The organism is Paenochrobactrum sp. BZR 201-1 (assembly GCF_044987585.2).
Lineage (GTDB): Bacteria > Pseudomonadota > Alphaproteobacteria > Rhizobiales > Rhizobiaceae > Paenochrobactrum > Paenochrobactrum pullorum.
Genome location: NZ_JBJDRZ020000010.1, coordinates 1 through 19,737 on the forward strand (window position 1 = coordinate 1; position 19,737 = coordinate 19,737).

The window sequence follows — 19,737 nt, forward strand, 5'->3', positions numbered from 1 at the left end:
CTGCACTGTTGCAACAGTGCAGCTTTTACTTTTTCGAAGTGGGAGCTGAAGAAAGACCGGCGTTACGCCGCTTTTACTTCCGCTGGCAACCGGATCAGATAATCAAAAGCAGAAAGCGAAGCTCTTGAACCTTCGCCCATCGCAATCACGATTTGCTTGTAAGGTGCAATTGTACAATCGCCTGCGGCAAACACACCGGACATCGAGGTTGCACCATAAATGTCGGTGATGATTTCACCGCGTTCATTCAGCTTCAACGTATCTTTCAGCCATTCAGTGTTTGGAACAAGGCCGATCTGCACGAAAATACCTTCGAGCGGCACAGTATGAACATCACCACTGATACGATCTTCATAAATCAAGCCGTTAACGCGCTTGCCGTCACCTGTCACTTCAGTGGTTTTGGCAGATGTTATAATCGTCACATTCGGCAGACTTCTGAGTTTCCGCTGCAAGACATCATCTGCACGCAAGACCTTATCATATTCAATCAATGTGACATGGCGAACGAGACCGGCAAGATCAATTGCTGCTTCAACGCCGGAATTACCGCCGCCGATAACAGCAATCTTTTTGCCTTTAAACAAAGGGCCATCGCAATGCGGGCAGAAAGCCACACCTTTATTGATATATTGTTCTTCACCCGCAACATTCATTTTGCGCCATCTGGCACCGGTTGACAAAATAACCGACGTACCTGTCAGGCTTGCACCGGAAGCAAGTGATACTTTGAAACCCTCAGCCGTCTGATCAAGCTTAACGGCCTGCTGACCGCTGATGATCTCTGCATCATATTGGCGAACATGCTCTTCCAAAGCACGCGCAAGCTTAGGGCCTTCTGTATGGGGTACCGAAATCAGGTTTTCGATCGACATAGTATCGAGAACCTGACCACCAAAACGATCTGCCACAATGCCGGTACGGATACCTTTACGCGCTGCATAAACAGCAGCAGCAGCACCGGCCGGGCCGCCACCAACAATCAGCACATCAAAAGGTGCCTGTTCGTTGATTGCTTCCACAGCACGTTCACCGGCACCAGTATCGATTTTGGCCAAAATTTCTTCTGCACCCATTCGCCCCGAACCGAACACTTCGCCATTCAGGAAAATTGAGGGAACAGACATGACCTGACGCTCGGAAACCTCATCCTGAAATAAAGCGCCGTCAATGGCTACATGCTCAATTCCGGGATTGAGCACCGACATCATATTCAGTGCCTGCACGACATCAGGACAGTTTTGGCAGGACAAGGAATAATAAGTCTCAAAGCGGAAATGACCTTGGAGATTGCGAATTTGATCAATAAGCGCCTGCTCGACCTTTGGCGGATAACCGCCAACCTGCAACAGTGCCAAAACGAGCGAGGTAAATTCATGACCAAGCGGCAGACCTGCAAAGGTCAGATGAATGTCTTCGCCTGGTGCATTAAGCGCGAAAGACGGAACACGCGCCCCTTCAATCACGCCGCGTTTAATGGTGATTTTATCTGACTGTTCACGGATTTGTTCGAGAAGCTGCATCAGCTCGCGTGATTTGGCATCATCACCTGCAAAAGCCGTAATTTCTACCGGCCGGACCAGACGTTCCAGATAGCCCTTCAATTGGGTTTTCAAGTTCGTATCGAGCATAATAATTCCTCTGAAAAAAACGATAGCGGTCATCAGGCGGCCTTGGGAGCAGCCGCCTGAGTTTCATGTTTTAAGAATAATTAGATTTTGCCGACCAGATCGAGTGAAGGAGCAAGAGTTGCTTCGCCTTCCTGCCATTTTGCAGGGCAAACTTCACCTGGATGTGCGCGGACATATTGCGCAGCTTTGATCTTGCGTACGAGATCAGATGCATCACGGCCAATACCTTCAGCTGTGATTTCCATGGCCTGAATGATACCATCCGGATCAACGATGAAAGTTGCACGGTCTGCAAGACCCTGACCTTCACGCATAACACCAAAATTATTGGTTACAACACCACTTGGATCTCCAAGCATGGTGTAATTGATTTTACCGATTGTGTCGGATGAATCATGCCATGCTTTATGGGTGAAATGCGTATCGGTGGAAACAGAATAAACCTCAACACCCATTTTCTGCAATTCTTCATAATGGTCTGCAATGTCGCCCAGCTCGGTCGGGCAGACAAAAGTGAAGTCGGCAGGATAGAAGAAAAAGACGGCCCATTTGCCCAAAACATCTTCTTCGGTCACGGAAATAAATTTGCCCTGACGGTAAGCCTGCGCGATGAAAGGTTTGATCTGTGTATTTACGGTTGCCATTGATGCACTCCTGTCAGAATGGTGTCTAAGGTGCATATAGGGGTTATTTCATAATTTTCCAAATCAATTAAAATTCTTTCATTGATAGGTTTTACTTATCAACACCAAAGAGTAAAATTTGCATCTTTGATAAAAATTTGAGGGGCATAGGCCAGTTAAAATCACCTCTCCAGTTGGGGTTTAAAGCCAAGAGCGCAGCTTGACTTTCCCAAATGAATTGACGTGCAGATTTAAAAAAACATAGTGTATCGCCGTGGCGACAACATTGGGGTGGATGAAATTATCGATCTTATCATTTTTGACTGCGACGGCGTATTGATCGACAGTGAAATTATCAGCGCCAATATGCTGATCCATGAACTGGAAAAGATCGGTATCAATATTGACCGCAGCTATGTCGCCAGGCATTTTTTAGGACGCAGTTATCCAACTGTTTTCTCAACCATACGCTCTGATTTCGGCGTTGAATTGCCAGCTTCGTTTGAAGACCAATATCGTGATCAGCTATTAAAAGCATTTGATGAGGGGCTTGAAGTCATAACAGGGGTTGAACAAATATTGCGCGAGGTGAAAAAACCGTGGTGTGTGGCAACATCGTCCAGTTTGCCTCGTGCTGAAAAATCACTGGAACTGACGGGGCTTCGTGGATTGGTCGGAGACAGACTTTTTACCGCCAGCATGGTCGAGCGTGGCAAGCCCGCTCCTGATCTTTTCTTTCATGCCGCCAAACAAATGAATGCTACGCCGGAGCGCTGCCTTGTGATTGAAGATAGTTTAAATGGCATTCGGGCGGCGCGCGCTGCCGGTATGAAGGTTTGGCGATTTACCGGTGGAAGCCATATGAAAGGCCAGCATATTGATGAAGCTGATGATATAAAGTCTGATTTACAATTTGATGATTTTTCCGTTTTTTCAACATTGATTGAGCAAAATTTATTATGAGCCTAACCCCGATGAACCGAGCCGATACCGACCTTAAATCCGATGATGCAGTCGCGCGTGCAGGCTGGCTTTATTATGCAGGCGGGATGACGCAGGATCAGGTTGCAGCCGAAATGGGCATTTCGCGCCAGCGTGCCCAACGGCTCGTCAGTCGCGCAGTGGCAAACGGCATCATTAAAGTGCGTCTCGAGCACCCTATTGCGGCCTGTCTGGAATTAGAAGCCCGATTGCGTGAGCGCTACGGCCTGATCGAATGCCGCGTTGTACCAATGCTGGGTGCCGGTGCTGACCCGGCCCATGTCATCGCACCTGCTGCTGCCGCTTTGTTTGAAAAAATATTGGCACGAACAGAACCTCAGGTCATTGGTGTTGGCACTGGTCGCGCATTGCGTGCAATGGCGGATGAATTACAAAAAGGGACATGTGACCGCCATCGTTTGGTATCATTGATCGGTAACATTTCCACTGATGGCTCTGCCACAATGTTTGAAGTGATCCTTTATATTGCCTCCCGTTTGAATGCTCCGCATTACCCGATGCCCGTTCCTGTTATCAGCAGCAATCGTGAAGAACGTGATGCGTTTCTAACTTTGAAGCCTGTACAAGCAGTTCACAGATTGGGGCGTAAAGCCGACGTGATTTTTGTCGGTGTCGGCCAGATGAACCATCAAGCGCCGCTTTTCCTTGATGGTTTTGTCAGCGAAAAAGAGCTCGATGAAGTGCATGCCCTTGGTGGAATCGGAGAAGTTGCGGGGCATATTTACGACCATGAAGGCCATTACATTGAAAGTGAAATCCACGATCGTATGGCAGGGATACGCGTTGAAGCCGGCCTTGAACGGCTGGCGGTTGGCATTGCAGCAGGTGCCAGCAAAATTGATGCTATTCGCGGCGCTCTGAAAGGGCGAATTATCAATGGCCTGGTCACCGATGAAGCAACCGCTATTGCATTACTTTGATTAGTTTCAATGGTTTAACGTATTTTTATCACTCGCCTTCAAAAGGCTTTCCATAGCGTCCATATCATCATTTTAAACATCTTTATCCGGCAAGGTTGAAGACCTCGCCGGATATTTCTTATCATGCTTTTGTCTTAGATAGCTGACGAACACATGTTTTGCCGGAAATAGAACTTGACAGAATTGTGCCGTTGTCGAATATTTGACCAACGTTCGAATAATTGCTCAAGAAATACCTTGGGAGGGGTAAAATGTCATTAACGATACGTGGATTGGTTGGAGCCGGTTTTATGGCTGCATTGTCGATGGCGGCAAGTGCGGAAACGATTACGGTTGCAACGGTCAACAATGGCGATATGATCCGCATGCAGGGTCTGATGCCGGAGTTTAAAGCCCTTCATCCTGATATTGATGTTGAATGGGTCACTTTGGAAGAAAACGTGCTGCGCCAGCGCGTCACCACCGACATCGCCACGCAAGGCGGCCAGTATGATGTGTTGACCATCGGCAATTATGAAGTGCCGATCTGGGCCAAACAGGGCTGGTTGCTGCCGCTTGACAATCTCGGCGATGATTATGACGCAGCCGATCTTTTACCAGCTGTTGCCGCATCGGTCAGTCTAGACGACAAGCTTTATGCCGTCCCGTTTTATGCGGAAAGTTCGATGCTGATGTATCGCACAGACTTGCTTGAAAAAGCGGGCCTGACCATGCCGGAAAATCCGACATGGGAATTTGTGCGTGAAGCTGCTGAGAAAATGACGGATAAAAATGCCGGTGTCTTCGGCATTTGTTTGCGCGGGAAAGCCGGTTGGGGTGAAAACATGGCGCTTCTGCCTGCCATGTCCAACTCGATGGGCGCGCGTATGTTCGATATGGACTGGAAGCCGCAATTTGACAGTCCGGAATGGAAAAAAACCATCGATACCTATCTGGATCTGATGACCAATTTTGGCCCTCCGGGTGCATCTTCCAATGGTTTCAATGAAACATTGGCACTGTTCCAAACAGGTAAATGCGGCATGTGGATTGATGCAACTGTTGCTTCATCCTTCATCTCAAATCCAAAAGACTCAACCGTTGCCGACAAGGTTGGTTTTGCCAAATCTCCAAGTGGAGAAGGCATCGACAATCATGGCAACTGGCTTTGGTCATGGAATCTGGCTATTCCGAAAACATCTAAAAAAGCTGATGCCGCCCAGACTTTCGTCGCTTGGGCAACTTCCAAAGCCTATCTGGATCTGGTCGCCAAAAAAGAAGGCATTGCCAATGTGCCTCCGGGCACACGCACATCGCTTTATGAAAATCCAGAATATCTGAAGGAAGCACCATTTGCCAAGGTAACACTTGAAGCAATCATGGCTGCAAATACACAACATCCTTCAGTTCAGGAGGTGCCTTATACAGGTGGTCAGTTCGTAGCCATTCCTGAATATCAGGCTATCGGCACGGCAGTCGGGCAACAGTTTTCTGCAGCTCTTGCAGGTAGTGTCACCGGTGATGCAGCCAGAGCCACTGCGCAGCAGCTGGCAACCCGCGAGATGACCCGCGGCGGTTATATCAAATAAACCGGCGCTTTATTGCTACGCCCCCATCCAACGGGATGGGGGCGTAGCTTTCTTGTTATCAAGCTCTAACTGGCATGATCAATATTTCCATTGATTGTTTCGCATTAAAATAATCCTGCTCATCCGTGTTATTTTGCTGAACAGGATTAATCAGACAAGGCACAAAGACATGGCCACACAAGCATCGCGCTCGGCAAGTCGCCTGATGATTTCGCCCGCAGTTATCCTGTTATTATTATGGATGATTGTACCGCTGGGCATGACCATCTGGTTTTCGTTTCTGCGCTATAATCTTTTGATGCCGGACGCGATTAGTTTTTCAGGCTTCGAAAACTATCACTATTTTTTCACCGATCCTGCCTTCTGGCCAGCTTTATTGAATACATTAATTTTGGTTCTGGGCGTGCTGGCGATCACCACCATCGGCGGCACCTTGCTGGCATTGTTGCTTGATCAGCCGATATTGGGGCAAGGTCTTGTCCGTGTTTTAGTGATTGCGCCTTTTTTCATCATGCCGACGGTTTCGGCTCTGGTTTGGAAAAACATGTTTTTCAATCCGGTTAACGGATTGTTCGGCTGGGCCGCGCGCAGCCTCGGTTTTGCGCCGATTGATTTTCTAGCCCAATATTCCTTGCTGTCGATCATCATCATTGTTGCATGGCAATGGCTGCCTTTTGCCACCCTGATCCTTTTAACAGCGCTGCAATCGCTCGACCGTGAACAATTGGAAGCAGCCGAAATGGATGGCGCCGGAGCGTTCTCCCGCTTTTACCATATCATGCTGCCGCATCTGGCTCGCGCAACAACCGTTGTCATTTTGATCCAGACTATTTTCTTGCTGTCCATTTTTGCCGAAATTCTTGTGACCACCAATGGCGGCCCCGGCACATCATCAACCAATCTAACCTATCTCGTTTATGCTCAGTCATTGCTGCAATTCGATGTCGGCCTTGGTTCTGCCGGCGGCATTGTTGCGGTCATTTTAGCTAATATTGTCGCGATCTTCCTGATGCGGATGATCGGGCGTAATCTGGAGACGTGATATGAGCAAACGAAATCATAGCTCAAAGCGTGTTCTGGCTTTCACAATTCTGGCATGGGTTGTGGCTCTGATCATCTTCTTTCCGATTTTGTGGACGATTTTGACATCCTTCAAAACGGAAGCAGATGCGATTGCCAGCCCGCCCAAGTTCCTGAATTTCGACTGGACGCTTGACAGTTACCGTGCGGTGCAGGAGCGCTCGAATTATTTCCTGCATTTCCGCAATTCGGTCATCATTTCATTGGGCTCGACCGTACTGGCTTTGCTGATTGCCATCCCCGCTGCATGGTCGATGGCATTTGTGCCGGGCAAACGCACCAAAGATGTGCTGATGTGGATGCTTTCCACCAAAATGATGCCGGCTGTCGGCGTGCTGATCCCGATTTATATGCTGTTTCGGGATGCAGGTTTGCTCGACAGTCTGCTGGGTATTACCTTCATTTTAACTCTTATCAATCTGCCCATCGTGGTGTGGATGCTTTATACTTATTTCAAAGAGATTCCGGTGGAAATTCTGGAAGCTGCCCGCATGGACGGCGCAACTTTGCGCGCCGAAATCATCCATGTTTTAACGCCGATGGCGGTTCCCGGCATTGCATCCACATTATTGCTCAATATCATTCTGGCGTGGAATGAAAGCTTCTGGACGCTTAATCTGACCACGGCCAATGCGGGCCCCCTCACCACATTCATTGCCAGTTATTCCAGCCCAGAAGGGCTGTTCTACGCCAAACTTTCCGCGGCTTCGACACTCGCCATCGCCCCCATTCTCATTCTTGGCTGGTTCAGTCAGAAGCAACTGGTACGCGGCCTGACTTTCGGCGCTGTCAAATAAGCGGATTAAAGGAATACAATATGGGACAGATCGAACTCAAAAGCGTCACCAAAAGTTTTGGCTCAACGCAAGTTATCCAACCCTTGGATTTAAGCATCAATAAGGGTGAATTCGTAGTATTTGTCGGGCCGTCCGGTTGCGGTAAATCCACGCTTTTGCGCCTGATTGCAGGGCTTGAAGACATTACATCCGGCACAATCTCTATTGATAGCAAAGACGCAAGCAATCTTGCACCGGCAAAACGCGGACTGGCTATGGTTTTCCAATCTTATGCGCTTTATCCGCATATGAGTGTGCGTAAAAACATTGCATTCCCGTTGAAAATGGCCGGTATGGCACAAAATGAGATCAACCAACGGGTTGAAACCGCTGCACAAACATTAAACCTTACGGCCTATCTTGATCGACGCCCCGGCCAGCTTTCAGGCGGCCAGCGCCAGCGTGTTGCCATCGGGCGTGCCATTGTGCGCGAACCGTCAGCTTTTTTGTTTGACGAACCATTGTCCAATCTGGATGCGGCATTGCGGGTGAATATGCGGCTTGAAATTGCCGAACTGCACCAAAAACTTAAAACAACCATGATCTATGTCACCCATGATCAGGTGGAAGCCATGACTTTGGCCGACAAAATTGTGGTTTTACAAGCAGGCCGGATCGAACAAATAGGCACACCGCTGGAGCTTTATCACAAGCCCAAAAACCGATTTGTTGCAGGCTTTATTGGCAGCCCGAAAATGAATTTCATTGAAGGCGAAGAAGCGCAGGCCAAAGGTGCGCATGCGATCGGCATCCGTCCCGAACATATTAAGGTCAGCAATGATGATGGCCTGTGGGCTGGCACTGTCACCGTTGCCGAGCATATGGGCTCGGACACCTATCTGCATGTGCAAACCAAACATGGTGTTATCAATGTGCGTGTTGACGGCTCGTTCACCGCACGCAATGGCGACCAGGTATTTCTAACCCCCGATCAAACTCAACTTCATCACTTCGACAGCGAAGGACTGGCACTGGCATGAGACTGAAAGATAAAACCGCAATCATCACCGGTGCAGCACGCGGTATCGGAAAAGCTTTTGCCACCCGTTATGTTGCCGAAGGTGCCCATGTCGCCATTGCCGATATTAATCTGGCCGCCGCGGAAGCCACCGCGAAGGAAATAGGCCCGCAGGCTTTTGCCGTTCATCTTGATGTCACCAAACAAGACAGCATAGATCAGGCGGTGAAAACTGTCGAAGAAAAGCGTGGCGGCATTGATATTTTGGTCAATAACGCAGCATTATTCGATCTCGCACCCATCGTTGAAATTACCCGTGAAAGCTATGACCGCCTGTTTGCCATCAACGTATCCGGTACGCTTTTCATGATGCAATCGGTTGCCCGCTCGATGATTGCGCGTGATAAGGGGGGCAAGATCATCAATATGGCCAGTCAGGCTGGACGACGCGGAGAGCCGCTTGTCGCCGTTTATTGCGCGACCAAAGCCGCCGTCATTTCTTTGACCCAATCCGCCGGTTTGAACCTCATTCAGCATGGCATCAACGTGAACGCGATTGCACCAGGTGTCGTGGATGGTGAGCATTGGGACGGTGTCGATGCATTATTTGCAAAATATGAAAACCGGCCTTTAGGCGAAAAGAAAAAGATTGTCGGTGCCGAAGTGCCATTGGGCCGTATGGCACAAGCTGAAGACCTCACCGGCATGGCCGTTTTCTTAGCCTCAAAAGACGCTGATTATATTGTTTCCCAGACATATAATGTCGACGGCGGCAACTGGATGAGCTGATATGACACTTTCTGATAAAACGCTTAATCACCTGCCGGAAGGCATTCGCCGTCCTGTCTATGACCGCGCAAAACTCAAAGCCGGTATCGTCCACATTGGTTGCGGTAATTTCCACCGCGCCCATATGGCTGTTTATCTTGATGATTTGTTTAATTTGGGCGAAAGCCATGAATGGGCAATCATCGGCGCGGGTGTGCGTGCCAATGACGCGCAAATGCGTGAAGTTTTGAGCAAACAGGACTTTTTGTCATCGGTGATCGAACTTGATCCCGCTGGCAAAAGTGCCCGTATTGTCGGTGCGATGATCGATTTTCTGCCGGTTGAAAAAGGCAATCACGCACTGATTACAGCCATGAGCAATCCTTCCATCCGCATCGTTTCATTAACGGTTACGGAAGGCGGCTATTATATCGACCCCAAAACCGGCAGCTTCAGCCCGGATCATCCCGATATCGTTTATGACGGTGCCCATCCGGACAAGCCCGAAACGGCTTTTGGCGCCATCATTGCGGCACTGAAAATTCGCCGCCAGAATGGTGATGCGCCTTTCACAGTGATGTGCTGTGATAATGTTCCGCATAATGGCAATGTCACCCGCGATGCTGTCGTTGGTCTGGCTCAATTATCTGATCCGGATTTTGCCCGTTGGATAAGCGATCAAGTCGCTTTTCCAAACAGCATGGTAGACCGGATCACCCCTGCGACCGGCAAACGCGAGCTTGAATTAGCCCAATCTTTGGGGCTTGATGACAAAGCGCCTGTAACCTGCGAACCATTCCGGCAATGGGTGATGGAAGATAATTTTCCGGCCGGCCGGCCAGCTCTTGAAAAGGTTAAGGTGACTTTTACCAACGAAGTGCATCGCTTTGAAACGATGAAAATTCGTATTCTCAACGGTGGTCATGCCATTATTGCTTATCCGGCAGGCTTACGAGACATAGAATTTGTGCATGAAGCGATGGAAGATGAGCAAATCCGGACTTTTCTTGATCATATCGAGAGCAATGAAATTTTGCCGATAGTTCCTCCTGTGCCCGATACAGAGCTTGATGCTTATAAAAAGTTGATTATTGAGCGCTTTTCCAACCCTGACATTGGCGACACGATCCGCCGTCTCTGTCTTGACGGCTCCAATCGGCAGCCGAAATTTATCATCCCATCCATTCAGGATGTGATTGCACAGGGTGGCGATGCATCAGGCTTGATTCTGCTCTCGGCTTTATGGTGTCGTTATTGTTATGGTGTCAGCGAAAACGGTAATGAAATCGCTCCCAATGACCCCAATTGGGAGCGATTGAAGGCATGCGCCATTGAAGCACGCGATAATCCGGCAATATGGCTTTCCATGCGCGAAATCTACGGCGATTTAAACGAAAATACCACTGTCGTAGAAGGCTTTACCAAAGCGCTGAACGATATTTGGTCAGAAGGCAGCCAAACAGTTATTGCCCGTTTTTTGGCAGCCTGATTATAAGGTTATGATACACCCCGTAAAATTTACGGGGTGTATCTTTAAAAATTATCGTTTACAGGAAGCGGTATAAATCCGGCCGTTTCTGTCACGATATTGACATTGGCCATTGCGCAGAGTGCGCACCAAATAACCGGTCCCTGCACCCGCAGCAGCACCAATCAGTGCACCTTTACCACCGCCGGCAATGCCGCCGATCGCAGCACCTGCTGCAGTTCCGATGCTCAAATCTTTTTCTGTCGATGTACAGGCTGACAATGCAAGCACGGCAGCCAAGGCCAAACTAATTTTTAACATGATTTCCTCCAACTGTTATCTGTCAAAAACGACGATAACTTTTTTCAATGTCCAGTGCGGACTTATGTAAAGCATACTATATTTAAAACGGCAGGAACCATAGAAGGTTCCCTCAAACACACGTTAAAGTGACTTTGAACGGATTATAAATGACGACCATGCCTTACATTAATCAGCCAGCAAACCTCTGCGCTGCCAGTCATTTTCAGGAATTAAATTGCCGAGTGTATAGTTAAATGATGAGACCTTCATATCATTCAAATTAATTTCACATGTGAAATCAACGTCATACCATTTTGCATGACTGCGAAAGGCACCACCTCGCATTTTCAAACTGGTTTCAGTCAGTTCGCTTGCTTTGCGCGCCATCATGTCCGGTGGCGTATCAGGGCGTGCATGACGAATTTGCTCCAAAGCCTCGATACTGCAAATCTGGCTGACACGCTGTTTTGCAGAAAGTGTTCCCAATGCCTGCTTTACCCGTGGATCGGAAAGGGCTGCATCAGAATAAATCTGTTTCGCGGCCACCATTTTAATCGTATTTTTTTCAGGCAAATTCACGGAAATATTTGATTTTTCAGCACTGAGAACAGTATCATCGCCTGATGCTTCATCCTTCTTTTGCTCTGGGGTTTCTTCAACCGGTTCAACCAGTTCAGGCGCTTCAGACGGATTTTCTTGGCCGCTCAGTGGTTCGATTTCTGCGTTATCATCTTTGTTCTCAACTGCAGATTCAAAAGCTTGGGGTGGCGCTGCCTCATCTGACGGGTCAGCATAATGTTCCTCTTCAGGTGGTTGAGCTGGCTCAACCAATTCCACGTCTACATGTTCCGGCTCGTCATTATGTGTCGGTACGGGCAATGTGACAAACAAAAATGCCAAGACAAAAACATGCAAGCCGATGGATATAACCCCACCCCATATGCTATTTTTATCCGGCATTAATTCTGCATCTCTTCATTCTGCTATCATTTGACATACATTAAATAGAGAATAAAAAGACATGCCGTCAATGAAGATGGCAAATCTCAACCCCGCTGCGCTTTATCCTAGCACAAAAGGCATCGCATTTTTAGCTTTTTATGACGTGCTATCTGCACGGAAAAGTTCCGCTACAGTTTTAGCCATTTTTGCCGACATTGCTGCTTGCGATTGCAGGCTTGCCAATGCAACATCGGCAATATCTTCCGGGAAGCGGCTGCCGCGAAAACGCTTGGCCATATCAGCAATATAGCCGGTTGAAAACTCGGGATGAAACTGCACCGAGATAGCCGGAAAATCATAACGCAAAACACCGAGCGGACAAAAATCATTCCCACCGGCAGGCTTTGCTTGCAGCGGTGCTTTAACGACCTGATCCTGATGCAAAACAAGCACGGGATCGCTTTCCTGATCGAGCTGATATGTCTGCGTTCCGAAACCCCAGCCTTTTGTTGATTTTTCAACCACGCCGCCATAGGCCTGCGCCATGATCTGATGACCAAAGCAAATGCCGCATACAGGGATTTTTTTATCCCGCAGACAAATCAAAAAATCTTCCAATGATTTGATCCACTCAATCGGATCATAAACACCATGTCTGGAGCCGGAAATCACATATGCATCAAATTGTGCAGGGTTTTCCGGTAGTTTCTCGCCGGAAACAATTGATATTGTCTCAAAGTCCGCTTGCGCCAATACCGGCTTGAGCCAGTTTTCAATCATCACCGGATAAGTGCCGAATTCAGCCTGACATTCTTCAGGTGGCAGACCGGTTTCAATAATGCCAATGCGCATATTCGTTCCTTTAACTCGTCAGCCTTTACGCAAGTGATAGGATTTTGGACGGGTCAAAGCATTATAACCCAAGATTGAAAGCGTAACACCATGTCCCGTATCCTTGCAGCCTGTCCAGCAGATTGCAGGATCAAGATAATCACAACGGTTCATAAAAACAGTGCCGGTTTCCAACAATTTGCCCAATCGGGCGACCCGCTGTGCATCTTGTCCCCACAGGCTGGCGGTAAGCCCGAAATGACTGTCATTCATCAGTGCAACGGCTTCTTCATCTGATGAAACTTTCATCACCGCTACCACGGGCCCAAAACTCTCATCACGCATAATACGCATTGCATGGGTCACATCGGTTAAAAGCTGTGGCGCAAGATAGGCACCGCCATCATCTTCAGGAAAGGCAGATGCGGGTATAAGAAGCTGTGCTCCCGCCTCAACAGCTTCGGAAGTCTGGCCGCGGATTTCATCCGCAAATCGACGATGCGCCATCGGACCTATTGTGGTGGAAGCATCAAAAGGGTTGCCAAGTTTCAAACGCAGAATTTCTGTAACCGACTTTTCGACAAAAGCCTCAAAAAGCGCTTCGTGAACATAAATACGCTCAATGCCGCAGCAGCATTGACCGGCATTGAAAAAGGCGCCATCCATCAATGAAGCAACGGCCACATCCAGATCGGCATCTTCCATAACATAGGCCGGATCTTTGCCGCCCAGCTCTGTGCCAACCGGCGTAAAAGTGCCGGCAGAGGCCTGCTCCATAGCTTTGCCGCCACCAACCGAACCGGTAAAATTGACAAAACCGAAATGCCCCTCACCGATCAGCGCCGAACTTGTTTCATGATCCAGATGGATATTTTGCAACACTCCTTCCGGCAGTCCCGCTTCTTTGAAAACACGTTCCAAACGTTCACCGACAAGTAATGTTTGAGATGCATGTTTCATCAACACGCTATTGCCCGCAATCAGTGCCGGAACAAGGGAGTTAATCGTCGTCAGATAAGGATAATTCCACGGCGCTACAATAAAAACGAGCCCGCACGGCTCTTTCTCGATCCGGCGTTCAAATTGTGCGCTGTCTTCAATGATGATAGGTGCCAAAGCCTCTTCGGCAATTAAAGCCATATAGCTTGCCCGCTCCAGACAACCATTGAACTCAAAAAACTGATGCACCGGACGCCCCATCATATGCGCTATCTCGATGCCTGCCTCTTCTTTCTCAAGCGCGAGGCGCTTAATTGCGGCCATCACAATCTCAACGCGCTCATTCAACGGGCGTTGCGACCATGTTTTTCCGGCTGATTTGGCATGCGCGATCATGTTACGCGCCTCTTGCGCTGTAACAGTTTCTCGGCTTGCAAATATGGTGTTATCGACCGGTGAAACACATGTTAACGCGCTCATTTACTCCCCTTTCCTGGCCGGTAGCGATGCTATCGTCAGTCAATTTTCAAATTATTGTCAGGTCTATCGTCCAGATAAGAATGCGCTTTAGTTGCCGCGGTCTTTCCAGGCTTCAAGCATTTGAAAATACCACATGCCGACAGCCATACCGATATTGCCCAAAGTGCGCCCCACCGGAAAACGCCAATGTTTGACATTGGCAAATACTTCCAGATCTTTGCCATAACCGCACATGGCATTCGCCATGATTTCACCGACAATATGCGATGTGGCAATGCCGTGACCGGAATAGCCTTGGGCATAATAGACATTGTCGGTGACATTACCCAGTTGCGGTATACGGTTGACCGAAATGCCGTCCATACCATGCCATGCAAATTCAATATCAACACCACGTAAATGCGGCAGGGTCTTTTCTATGGTCGGACGCATGGATTGAGCAAGACCGGCAGTGTCACGACCACTATAATTCGTGCCGCTGCCGAAGATCATCCGCCGGTCGGCTGTCAAACGGTAATAATCAAGCACAAAGCGGGTATCATAAATCGAAAAATCTTTCGGGCTGACTTTACGTGCCATTTCTTCGCTTAAAGGTGCCGTGGCAATAATGCCAAGCGAAGCGGGAAACAACATGCCCGAAAGTTTGCGGCGCGCCAGCTTATGATAGCTGTTACCGGCGATCAAAACCTTATCGGCGGTTACCTGCCCATAGGCTGTATGCAATACCGGTCGTTTGCCATAAATGATTTTTTCAACCGGCGTTGCTTCAAAAATCTGCGCACCAAGGCTACGCGCTGCATCCGCCTCGCCAAAACATAAATTAAGCGAGTGAATGTGCATATTGCGCCGGTTGATCAGTCCTGCGTGATAAATCTCGCTTCCCACATATTCAGCCAGATCAGCCCCACGCAAAAGCGCAACATCATCGCCCATGCCATGCAATCGGGCGTTGCGTTCCATCTCTTCCAATTCCGGAATATGCGATGGTTTCCATGCCGCAAAAACATGTCCGAATTTCAAATCACATTGGATATTATATTTCTCGATGCGGTTACGAATAATATCGTGACCGTGCCAGCGTAAATTCCAGACAAATTCAGGCGCATCTTTACCTAATGTGCGGGCAAATTCGCGCTCCATTGCCTTGTCGCCCGAAAGTGAGCCAGTGATCTGGCCGCCATTGCGCCCTGATGCACCCCATCCGATGTGGTTGGCTTCCAGCACAGCAACGCGCTGACCACGTTCAGCCAGCTCCACCGCACTGGCAAGCCCTGTGAAACCACCGCCAATAATAGCCACATCCACATCAATATCGCCGTCCAGTCTTGGGAAAGGCGCAACCTTATTGGCAGTCGCAGCATAATAAGAGCGCGGATAAGATTCGGTCATTGTTGTTCCCTTATGCTCGTCGCGCTTATACGGACTGGCGATAGGTTTGCAGTTCAAATTCAGTGAGACGCGCCGCAAAAATATCCTGCTCCTGCTGTTTGCAGGCGGCAAAAGCCTCTACAAATTCGGGATGGAGAATAGTTTTTACTTTGGCAGAATTTTCAAACTGCCGCAGCGCTTCATTCCAGTCGCGCGCCAAACATGGAAGATCAAGTTCATGCGAGTTGGTGCTGACCGGTACCGCCGGTTGCATCTTGTTTTCCAAGCCATAAAGCGCACCACCCAACATTGCAGCAAGCACGATATATGGATTGGCATCGGCACCCGCGACACGATGTTCAATGCGTCGGCCAACACAAGGGCCTGCAGGAATGCGCAAAGCACTGGTGCGGTTTTCATAGCCCCATGCGACAGTTGTCGGCGCAAGACCTCCCGGACACAAGCGGCGGTAAGAATTTAAATGCGGCGCAAAAGCCAGCGTCATATCAGCCATACTGTCCAGCAAGCCGCCAACCGCATATTTCAAGGCTTCGGAGCCAGTTTCGCTGCCATCATCAAAAATATTCTGATCATTCTTATCAATGATCGAAAAATGGACATGCATGCCGCTGCCGGCATGAAACTGAAAAGGTTTTGCCATAAAACAAGCGTGATAGCCGTGACGCTGTGCGGCATTGCGAATGATCTGCTTGAAAAAAACCGTATCATCAGCGGCTTTTAATGCATCCGCCTGATGCAAAAGATTGAACTCGAATTGACGCGGCGCCCCTTCGGCCGTTGCCGCTTCCACTTCAATGCCGCAAGCCGCAGCAGTTTCATAAATTTCATCAAGAAAGGCGGATGTTTCAGCCAATTCCGATATTGAATAAATATCATCAAAATTGCTTAAACGATTGGCCGCATTGGCTGTGGTCGGGCTTGCAGGATCTGCCGACGGATCAAGAAGATAAAACTCCACCTCTGTTGCAACAACTGGGCGCAAATCATGGCGGGCAAAGCGGTTTAAAACTTCGGCGAGCAAGTGGCGTGCATCCGCATAATATGGGCTGCCGTCTTCCTTGCTCATCCATAAATGTAAAAACGGCTGATCAGCTTCTTTGCTCCAACCCAGATCGGACAAAGCACGGCCTGTCGGATGGCAAATACCATCCAGATCGCCTCTCTCCATCGTCAGGCAGGTTCCGGCAACGTCCGTTCCCCAAATATCAACCCCAATGGATGACATCGGCATACGTGTGCCGCCATGCAAAGCACTTGCCAATTTTGCACCGGGCAAACGCTTGCCGCGAAATATGCCGTTCATATCGCAAATGGCTGCATAGAAAGAACGCGGAATTTCAGTCTCCTGTGCTTGGGTTTTGGTGGCTGGCTTTGCTGCTGCCAAAATAGTCATTCCGTTCCTCCAGTGCAGTCTTCTTGGTTAAATCCTACAGTGTAGAAATAATAACGTCAAGCAACAGCTTGTCAGATAATTAAGGAATGTCATCCACGATCAATCCAACGCTGGCATTTTGTTAAATCGCGACAATCGTGCCGCTTAGAAGGGCTTTAAAAGCTTTTTTTAAAAACACATATAAGCCATCATGCTTGGCTCATCTCATGGAATTCAGAACATAAAACTGATGCATTAAGAGGGCGTTCAAATTGAAAGCCCGATATATCAATCAATCCATCAAATACCGTTTTGCATGGCCAGCATTTATACATGTATCACAAGGATTGCATTTTGCTTCTCTCGCGGATGCCATCGAGAAAAACCTCGACAGAAAGCGAAAAAACCGTGCTCGGCGCGAGATCATTATAAAGCGGCATGGCTTTTTTGAGCAAGGGATAAGATTTTTCGGGAAGATCTGCGACTTCGGCCATATCAACCGCTTCAGCAGGACGGATCAATCCACCCGTTTCGCCCACCGCCAAACCGGTTATACACCCATACCAACCAAGGCATAGTGCCGGAATTTCGCGTTCCGCTATCCCTGCTTCGGTCAATGCGCCATGAACCATTTCCATATGTAAAAAGTCGGCGTGACCGGTATGCAGAAATTTTTGCATCAGCCAAAAACTATTGGGATATCGCAGTGCTAAACTGCGATACTGATCTGCCAAATGCCGCATTCTGCCACGCCACGGCCTGTCAGGCGGTGCAGGGCGAATTTGCTCTTCCATCCGGTCGGCCATCGCCCGCAATACCCCGTCTTTCGATTTGAAATGATAGAGTATCGACATTGGATCATAGCCCATACGTGCGGCAAGTTTGCGGATAGTAAAACCGGAATCACCGGATTCTTCCATGAGTGCGAGTGCCTCTTCGGCAATTGCTTCACGCGAAAGGCCACGCGCACCTTTGCTGTTTTTCAGCCTAGCACCTGCAGCAGATGATGGAAGGGCATTGTCTTTATCGCTCATGGGCTGACTATAGAAGGCTCGCCGGATTCTGACAAGAACCCGGCGAGTGAATGAACATTAATCAAAATATTGATTTAGCCATCAATTAATCGGCCAGATCCAGCTTCGGAACCGTTCGTTTGAACATTCGCGTCAGATAAAGCAGATAGGAAAAACCAACTGCAACCCAGGTAATACCGACAGTAAAGGTTGTGGCCGAAAGACCAGTCCACAGCCAAACGGTGAGCAAGAAACCAAATCCTGGCAAAAATCCGTAGCGGAACCAGTCAATGCCCTGTCTTTTCCCCTGATCAAAAAGATAGGTTTTGATCACCGACAGATTAACGAAAGAGAACGCGGCCAGGGCACCAAAGCTGATCATACTGGCAGCCAGTTCAAGGTCGATTTCCAAAGCAATCAGCGAGATAACACCCACAAAAACAGTCGCCCGCACCGGTGTTCCAAGAGTTTTATGTACGGTTCCAAATAAGGTATAAGGCAGAACCCGATCACGACCCATTGCATAAAGAATGCGTGAAACACTGGCTTGTGCTGCCATGGTCGAAGCAAAAGTACCCGTCATATAGGCAGCAGTGAAGAAGCTGACCATAAATGCGCCGCCCGCTTTGCCCATAACTTCGACAGCCGCCGCATCCGGATCGGCAAAAGCCTGCCAGTCAGGAAATACAATATGTCCTGCCCAAGCAGACAGAATGAAAATCAAGCCCCCGCAAACAGTGCAAAGCATGATCGCACGCGGAATGTCACGTTTTGGATTTTTTGTTTCTTCCGACAATGTGGAAACCGCATCAAAACCAAGAAACGACAAGCAAAGAATTGCTGCGCCTGAAACAATGGCACCTATTCTCATATTTTCACTGTAGAAAGGAGCGAGTAGCGACGGCGCACCATCACCTCCGATCGAGGTGAAAAATAATGTGAAAAAGAAAGCCAAGAAGATAAATTGAAAGGCAATAATGACAAAATTCATACGGGCAACAACTTTAATACCAAGGATATTCAAGACCGTTACGAGTAGAATTGCACCCATTATCCACCACGACGCAGGCACTGACGGGAAATATTCCGACATATAAATGCCGATCAGAATATAGTTCAGCATCGGCAGAAAGATGTAATCCAGCATTAAGGTCCAACCGACCATAAAGCCGGCATAACCGCCAAAGGCATAACGTGAGTAACTATAGGCAGATCCTGCAGCCGGCAGCACTTCCACCATACGTCCATAACTGTAGGCCGTAAAAAACATCGCCGCCAAAGTCAGCACATAGGCGGCTGGCAAATGTCCTAAAGTAACTTGCGTTACAATACCATAAGTATCAAAAACAGCGAGTGGCACCATATAGGCAAGGCCAAAAAAGACAAGCGATGGCAGGCCCAAAACACGGTGCAGCTTATTTTGCTGCGGCGCGCTTACGCTGGCAAAAGTCGAGGCATCGGCATAGGTAAAGGTTCTGTTTTCCGCACTGATATTTCCTCCCGGTTCAGGTTTCATGATATCCTCCAATATCGTGTTCTTGTTATTTTCAGCTGATATTTTGTTTAAAACTTCCTTCCAAAAATCGTGATGGCAAAATATCGCTGATAAAACTC

The 19,737-nt window shown here is 48.5% G+C and carries 18 protein-coding genes; 8 read left to right on the forward strand and 10 right to left on the reverse strand.

All coding sequences use genetic code 11. The features are described 5' to 3' along the window. Window positions 1–62: 62 nt before the first annotated feature. Window positions 63–1,631: an alkyl hydroperoxide reductase subunit F gene (gene ahpF, locus ACI0FR_RS07800; protein ID WP_404908850.1), complete on the reverse strand. Its 1,569-nt coding sequence runs from the start codon at window positions 1,629–1,631 to the stop codon at window positions 63–65. 80 nt (window positions 1,632–1,711) lie between these two features. Then, entirely contained in the window at window positions 1,712–2,275 is a 564-nt protein-coding gene (gene ahpC, locus ACI0FR_RS07805; protein WP_404908847.1) for an alkyl hydroperoxide reductase subunit C, read from the reverse strand. A 270-nt stretch (window positions 2,276–2,545) separates the two neighbouring features. Here ahpC and ACI0FR_RS07810 point away from each other — a divergent pair, with 270 nt between their 5' ends. The 8 genes from ACI0FR_RS07810 to ACI0FR_RS07845 all read left to right on the forward strand — a co-directional run bounded on the left by ACI0FR_RS07810 (window position 2,546) and on the right by ACI0FR_RS07845 (window position 10,875). Further along, a complete protein-coding gene (locus tag ACI0FR_RS07810; RefSeq protein WP_404908845.1) occupies window positions 2,546–3,217 on the forward strand; it encodes an HAD family hydrolase in 672 nt (223 codons plus the stop codon). Next, window positions 3,214–4,176, forward strand: a complete 963-nt coding sequence (locus ACI0FR_RS07815; protein ID WP_404908842.1) for a sugar-binding transcriptional regulator — start codon at window positions 3,214–3,216, stop codon at window positions 4,174–4,176. Before ACI0FR_RS07810 ends, ACI0FR_RS07815 begins: the two co-directional genes overlap by 4 nt. Window positions 4,177–4,427: 251 nt before the next feature. After that, window positions 4,428–5,744 carry an ABC transporter substrate-binding protein gene (locus ACI0FR_RS07820; protein WP_404908840.1) on the forward strand — a complete coding sequence of 439 codons (1,317 nt, stop codon included), beginning with the start codon at window positions 4,428–4,430 and terminating at the stop codon, window positions 5,742–5,744. 169 nt (window positions 5,745–5,913) lie between these two features. Next, window positions 5,914–6,786 (forward strand): carbohydrate ABC transporter permease, encoded by an 873-nt coding sequence (locus ACI0FR_RS07825; protein ID WP_374831219.1) that lies wholly within the window; start codon window positions 5,914–5,916, stop codon window positions 6,784–6,786. A 1-nt stretch (window position 6,787) separates the two neighbouring features. Then, window positions 6,788–7,621, forward strand: coding sequence for a carbohydrate ABC transporter permease (locus ACI0FR_RS07830; RefSeq protein WP_404908837.1), 834 nt, complete (start codon window positions 6,788–6,790; stop codon window positions 7,619–7,621). Between the two features lie 20 nt (window positions 7,622–7,641). Beyond that, the gene (locus tag ACI0FR_RS07835) at window positions 7,642–8,640 is read left to right on the forward strand and encodes an ABC transporter ATP-binding protein (protein WP_404908834.1); all 999 of its coding nucleotides are present in this window, start codon (window positions 7,642–7,644) and stop codon (window positions 8,638–8,640) included. Then, window positions 8,637–9,407, forward strand: a complete 771-nt coding sequence (locus ACI0FR_RS07840) for an L-iditol 2-dehydrogenase (protein WP_404908831.1) — start codon at window positions 8,637–8,639, stop codon at window positions 9,405–9,407. Before ACI0FR_RS07835 ends, ACI0FR_RS07840 begins: the two co-directional genes overlap by 4 nt. Window position 9,408: 1 nt before the next feature. Further along, on the forward strand, window positions 9,409–10,875 hold the full coding sequence (locus tag ACI0FR_RS07845) for a mannitol dehydrogenase family protein (RefSeq protein ID WP_404908828.1): 1,467 nt from the start codon (window positions 9,409–9,411) through the stop codon (window positions 10,873–10,875). Window positions 10,876–10,926: 51 nt separating this feature from the next. Here the strand turns inward: ACI0FR_RS07845 and ACI0FR_RS07850 are convergent, their stop codons facing one another. The 8 genes from ACI0FR_RS07850 to ACI0FR_RS07885 all read right to left on the reverse strand — a co-directional run bounded on the left by ACI0FR_RS07850 (window position 10,927) and on the right by ACI0FR_RS07885 (window position 19,639). After that, window positions 10,927–11,175, reverse strand: a complete 249-nt coding sequence (locus tag ACI0FR_RS07850) for a YMGG-like glycine zipper-containing protein (protein ID WP_374831229.1) — start codon at window positions 11,173–11,175, stop codon at window positions 10,927–10,929. A gap of 168 nt (window positions 11,176–11,343) precedes the next feature. Next, window positions 11,344–12,117, reverse strand: coding sequence for a DUF930 domain-containing protein (locus tag ACI0FR_RS07855; protein ID WP_404908825.1), 774 nt, complete (start codon window positions 12,115–12,117; stop codon window positions 11,344–11,346). A 138-nt stretch (window positions 12,118–12,255) separates the two neighbouring features. Then, window positions 12,256–12,951 (reverse strand): type 1 glutamine amidotransferase, encoded by a 696-nt coding sequence (locus ACI0FR_RS07860; RefSeq protein ID WP_404908822.1) that lies wholly within the window; start codon window positions 12,949–12,951, stop codon window positions 12,256–12,258. An 18-nt stretch (window positions 12,952–12,969) separates the two neighbouring features. Next, entirely contained in the window at window positions 12,970–14,349 is a 1,380-nt protein-coding gene (locus ACI0FR_RS07865) for an aldehyde dehydrogenase family protein (RefSeq protein ID WP_404908819.1), read from the reverse strand. A gap of 87 nt (window positions 14,350–14,436) precedes the next feature. Then, window positions 14,437–15,738 (reverse strand): NAD(P)/FAD-dependent oxidoreductase, encoded by a 1,302-nt coding sequence (locus ACI0FR_RS07870; protein ID WP_404908816.1) that lies wholly within the window; start codon window positions 15,736–15,738, stop codon window positions 14,437–14,439. A gap of 25 nt (window positions 15,739–15,763) precedes the next feature. Next, window positions 15,764–17,131, reverse strand: a complete 1,368-nt coding sequence (locus ACI0FR_RS07875) for a glutamine synthetase family protein (protein WP_404908814.1) — start codon at window positions 17,129–17,131, stop codon at window positions 15,764–15,766. 317 nt (window positions 17,132–17,448) lie between these two features. Beyond that, entirely contained in the window at window positions 17,449–18,144 is a 696-nt protein-coding gene (locus ACI0FR_RS07880; protein ID WP_404908811.1) for a TetR/AcrR family transcriptional regulator, read from the reverse strand. Between the two features lie 85 nt (window positions 18,145–18,229). Next, the gene (locus ACI0FR_RS07885; RefSeq protein ID WP_404908808.1) at window positions 18,230–19,639 is read right to left on the reverse strand and encodes an APC family permease; all 1,410 of its coding nucleotides are present in this window, start codon (window positions 19,637–19,639) and stop codon (window positions 18,230–18,232) included. Window positions 19,640–19,737: the final 98 nt, after the last annotated feature.

Bases quoted from the DNA above. Each gene is read 5' to 3' on its own strand.
- ACI0FR_RS07860 (WP_404908822.1), bottom strand. From the start codon at position 12,951: ATGCGCATTGGCATTATTGAAACCGGTCTGCCACCTGAAGAATGTCAG.
- ACI0FR_RS07825 (WP_374831219.1), top strand. From the start codon at position 5,914: ATGGCCACACAAGCATCGCGCTCGGCAAGTCGCCTGATGATTTCGCCC.
- ACI0FR_RS07850 (WP_374831229.1), bottom strand. From the start codon at position 11,175: ATGTTAAAAATTAGTTTGGCCTTGGCTGCCGTGCTTGCATTGTCAGCC.
- ACI0FR_RS07845 (WP_404908828.1), top strand. From the start codon at position 9,409: ATGACACTTTCTGATAAAACGCTTAATCACCTGCCGGAAGGCATTCGC.
- ACI0FR_RS07880 (WP_404908811.1), bottom strand. From the start codon at position 18,144: ATGAGCGATAAAGACAATGCCCTTCCATCATCTGCTGCAGGTGCTAGG.
- ACI0FR_RS07840 (WP_404908831.1), top strand. From the start codon at position 8,637: ATGAGACTGAAAGATAAAACCGCAATCATCACCGGTGCAGCACGCGGT.
- ACI0FR_RS07815 (WP_404908842.1), top strand. From the start codon at position 3,214: ATGAGCCTAACCCCGATGAACCGAGCCGATACCGACCTTAAATCCGAT.
- ACI0FR_RS07870 (WP_404908816.1), bottom strand. From the start codon at position 15,738: ATGACCGAATCTTATCCGCGCTCTTATTATGCTGCGACTGCCAATAAG.
- ACI0FR_RS07820 (WP_404908840.1), top strand. From the start codon at position 4,428: ATGTCATTAACGATACGTGGATTGGTTGGAGCCGGTTTTATGGCTGCA.
- ahpF (WP_404908850.1), bottom strand. From the start codon at position 1,631: ATGCTCGATACGAACTTGAAAACCCAATTGAAGGGCTATCTGGAACGT.
- ACI0FR_RS07830 (WP_404908837.1), top strand. From the start codon at position 6,788: ATGAGCAAACGAAATCATAGCTCAAAGCGTGTTCTGGCTTTCACAATT.
- ACI0FR_RS07855 (WP_404908825.1), bottom strand. From the start codon at position 12,117: ATGCCGGATAAAAATAGCATATGGGGTGGGGTTATATCCATCGGCTTG.
- ahpC (WP_404908847.1), bottom strand. From the start codon at position 2,275: ATGGCAACCGTAAATACACAGATCAAACCTTTCATCGCGCAGGCTTAC.
- ACI0FR_RS07885 (WP_404908808.1), bottom strand. From the start codon at position 19,639: ATGAAACCTGAACCGGGAGGAAATATCAGTGCGGAAAACAGAACCTTT.
- ACI0FR_RS07865 (WP_404908819.1), bottom strand. From the start codon at position 14,349: ATGAGCGCGTTAACATGTGTTTCACCGGTCGATAACACCATATTTGCA.
- ACI0FR_RS07835 (WP_404908834.1), top strand. From the start codon at position 7,642: ATGGGACAGATCGAACTCAAAAGCGTCACCAAAAGTTTTGGCTCAACG.
- ACI0FR_RS07875 (WP_404908814.1), bottom strand. From the start codon at position 17,131: ATGACTATTTTGGCAGCAGCAAAGCCAGCCACCAAAACCCAAGCACAG.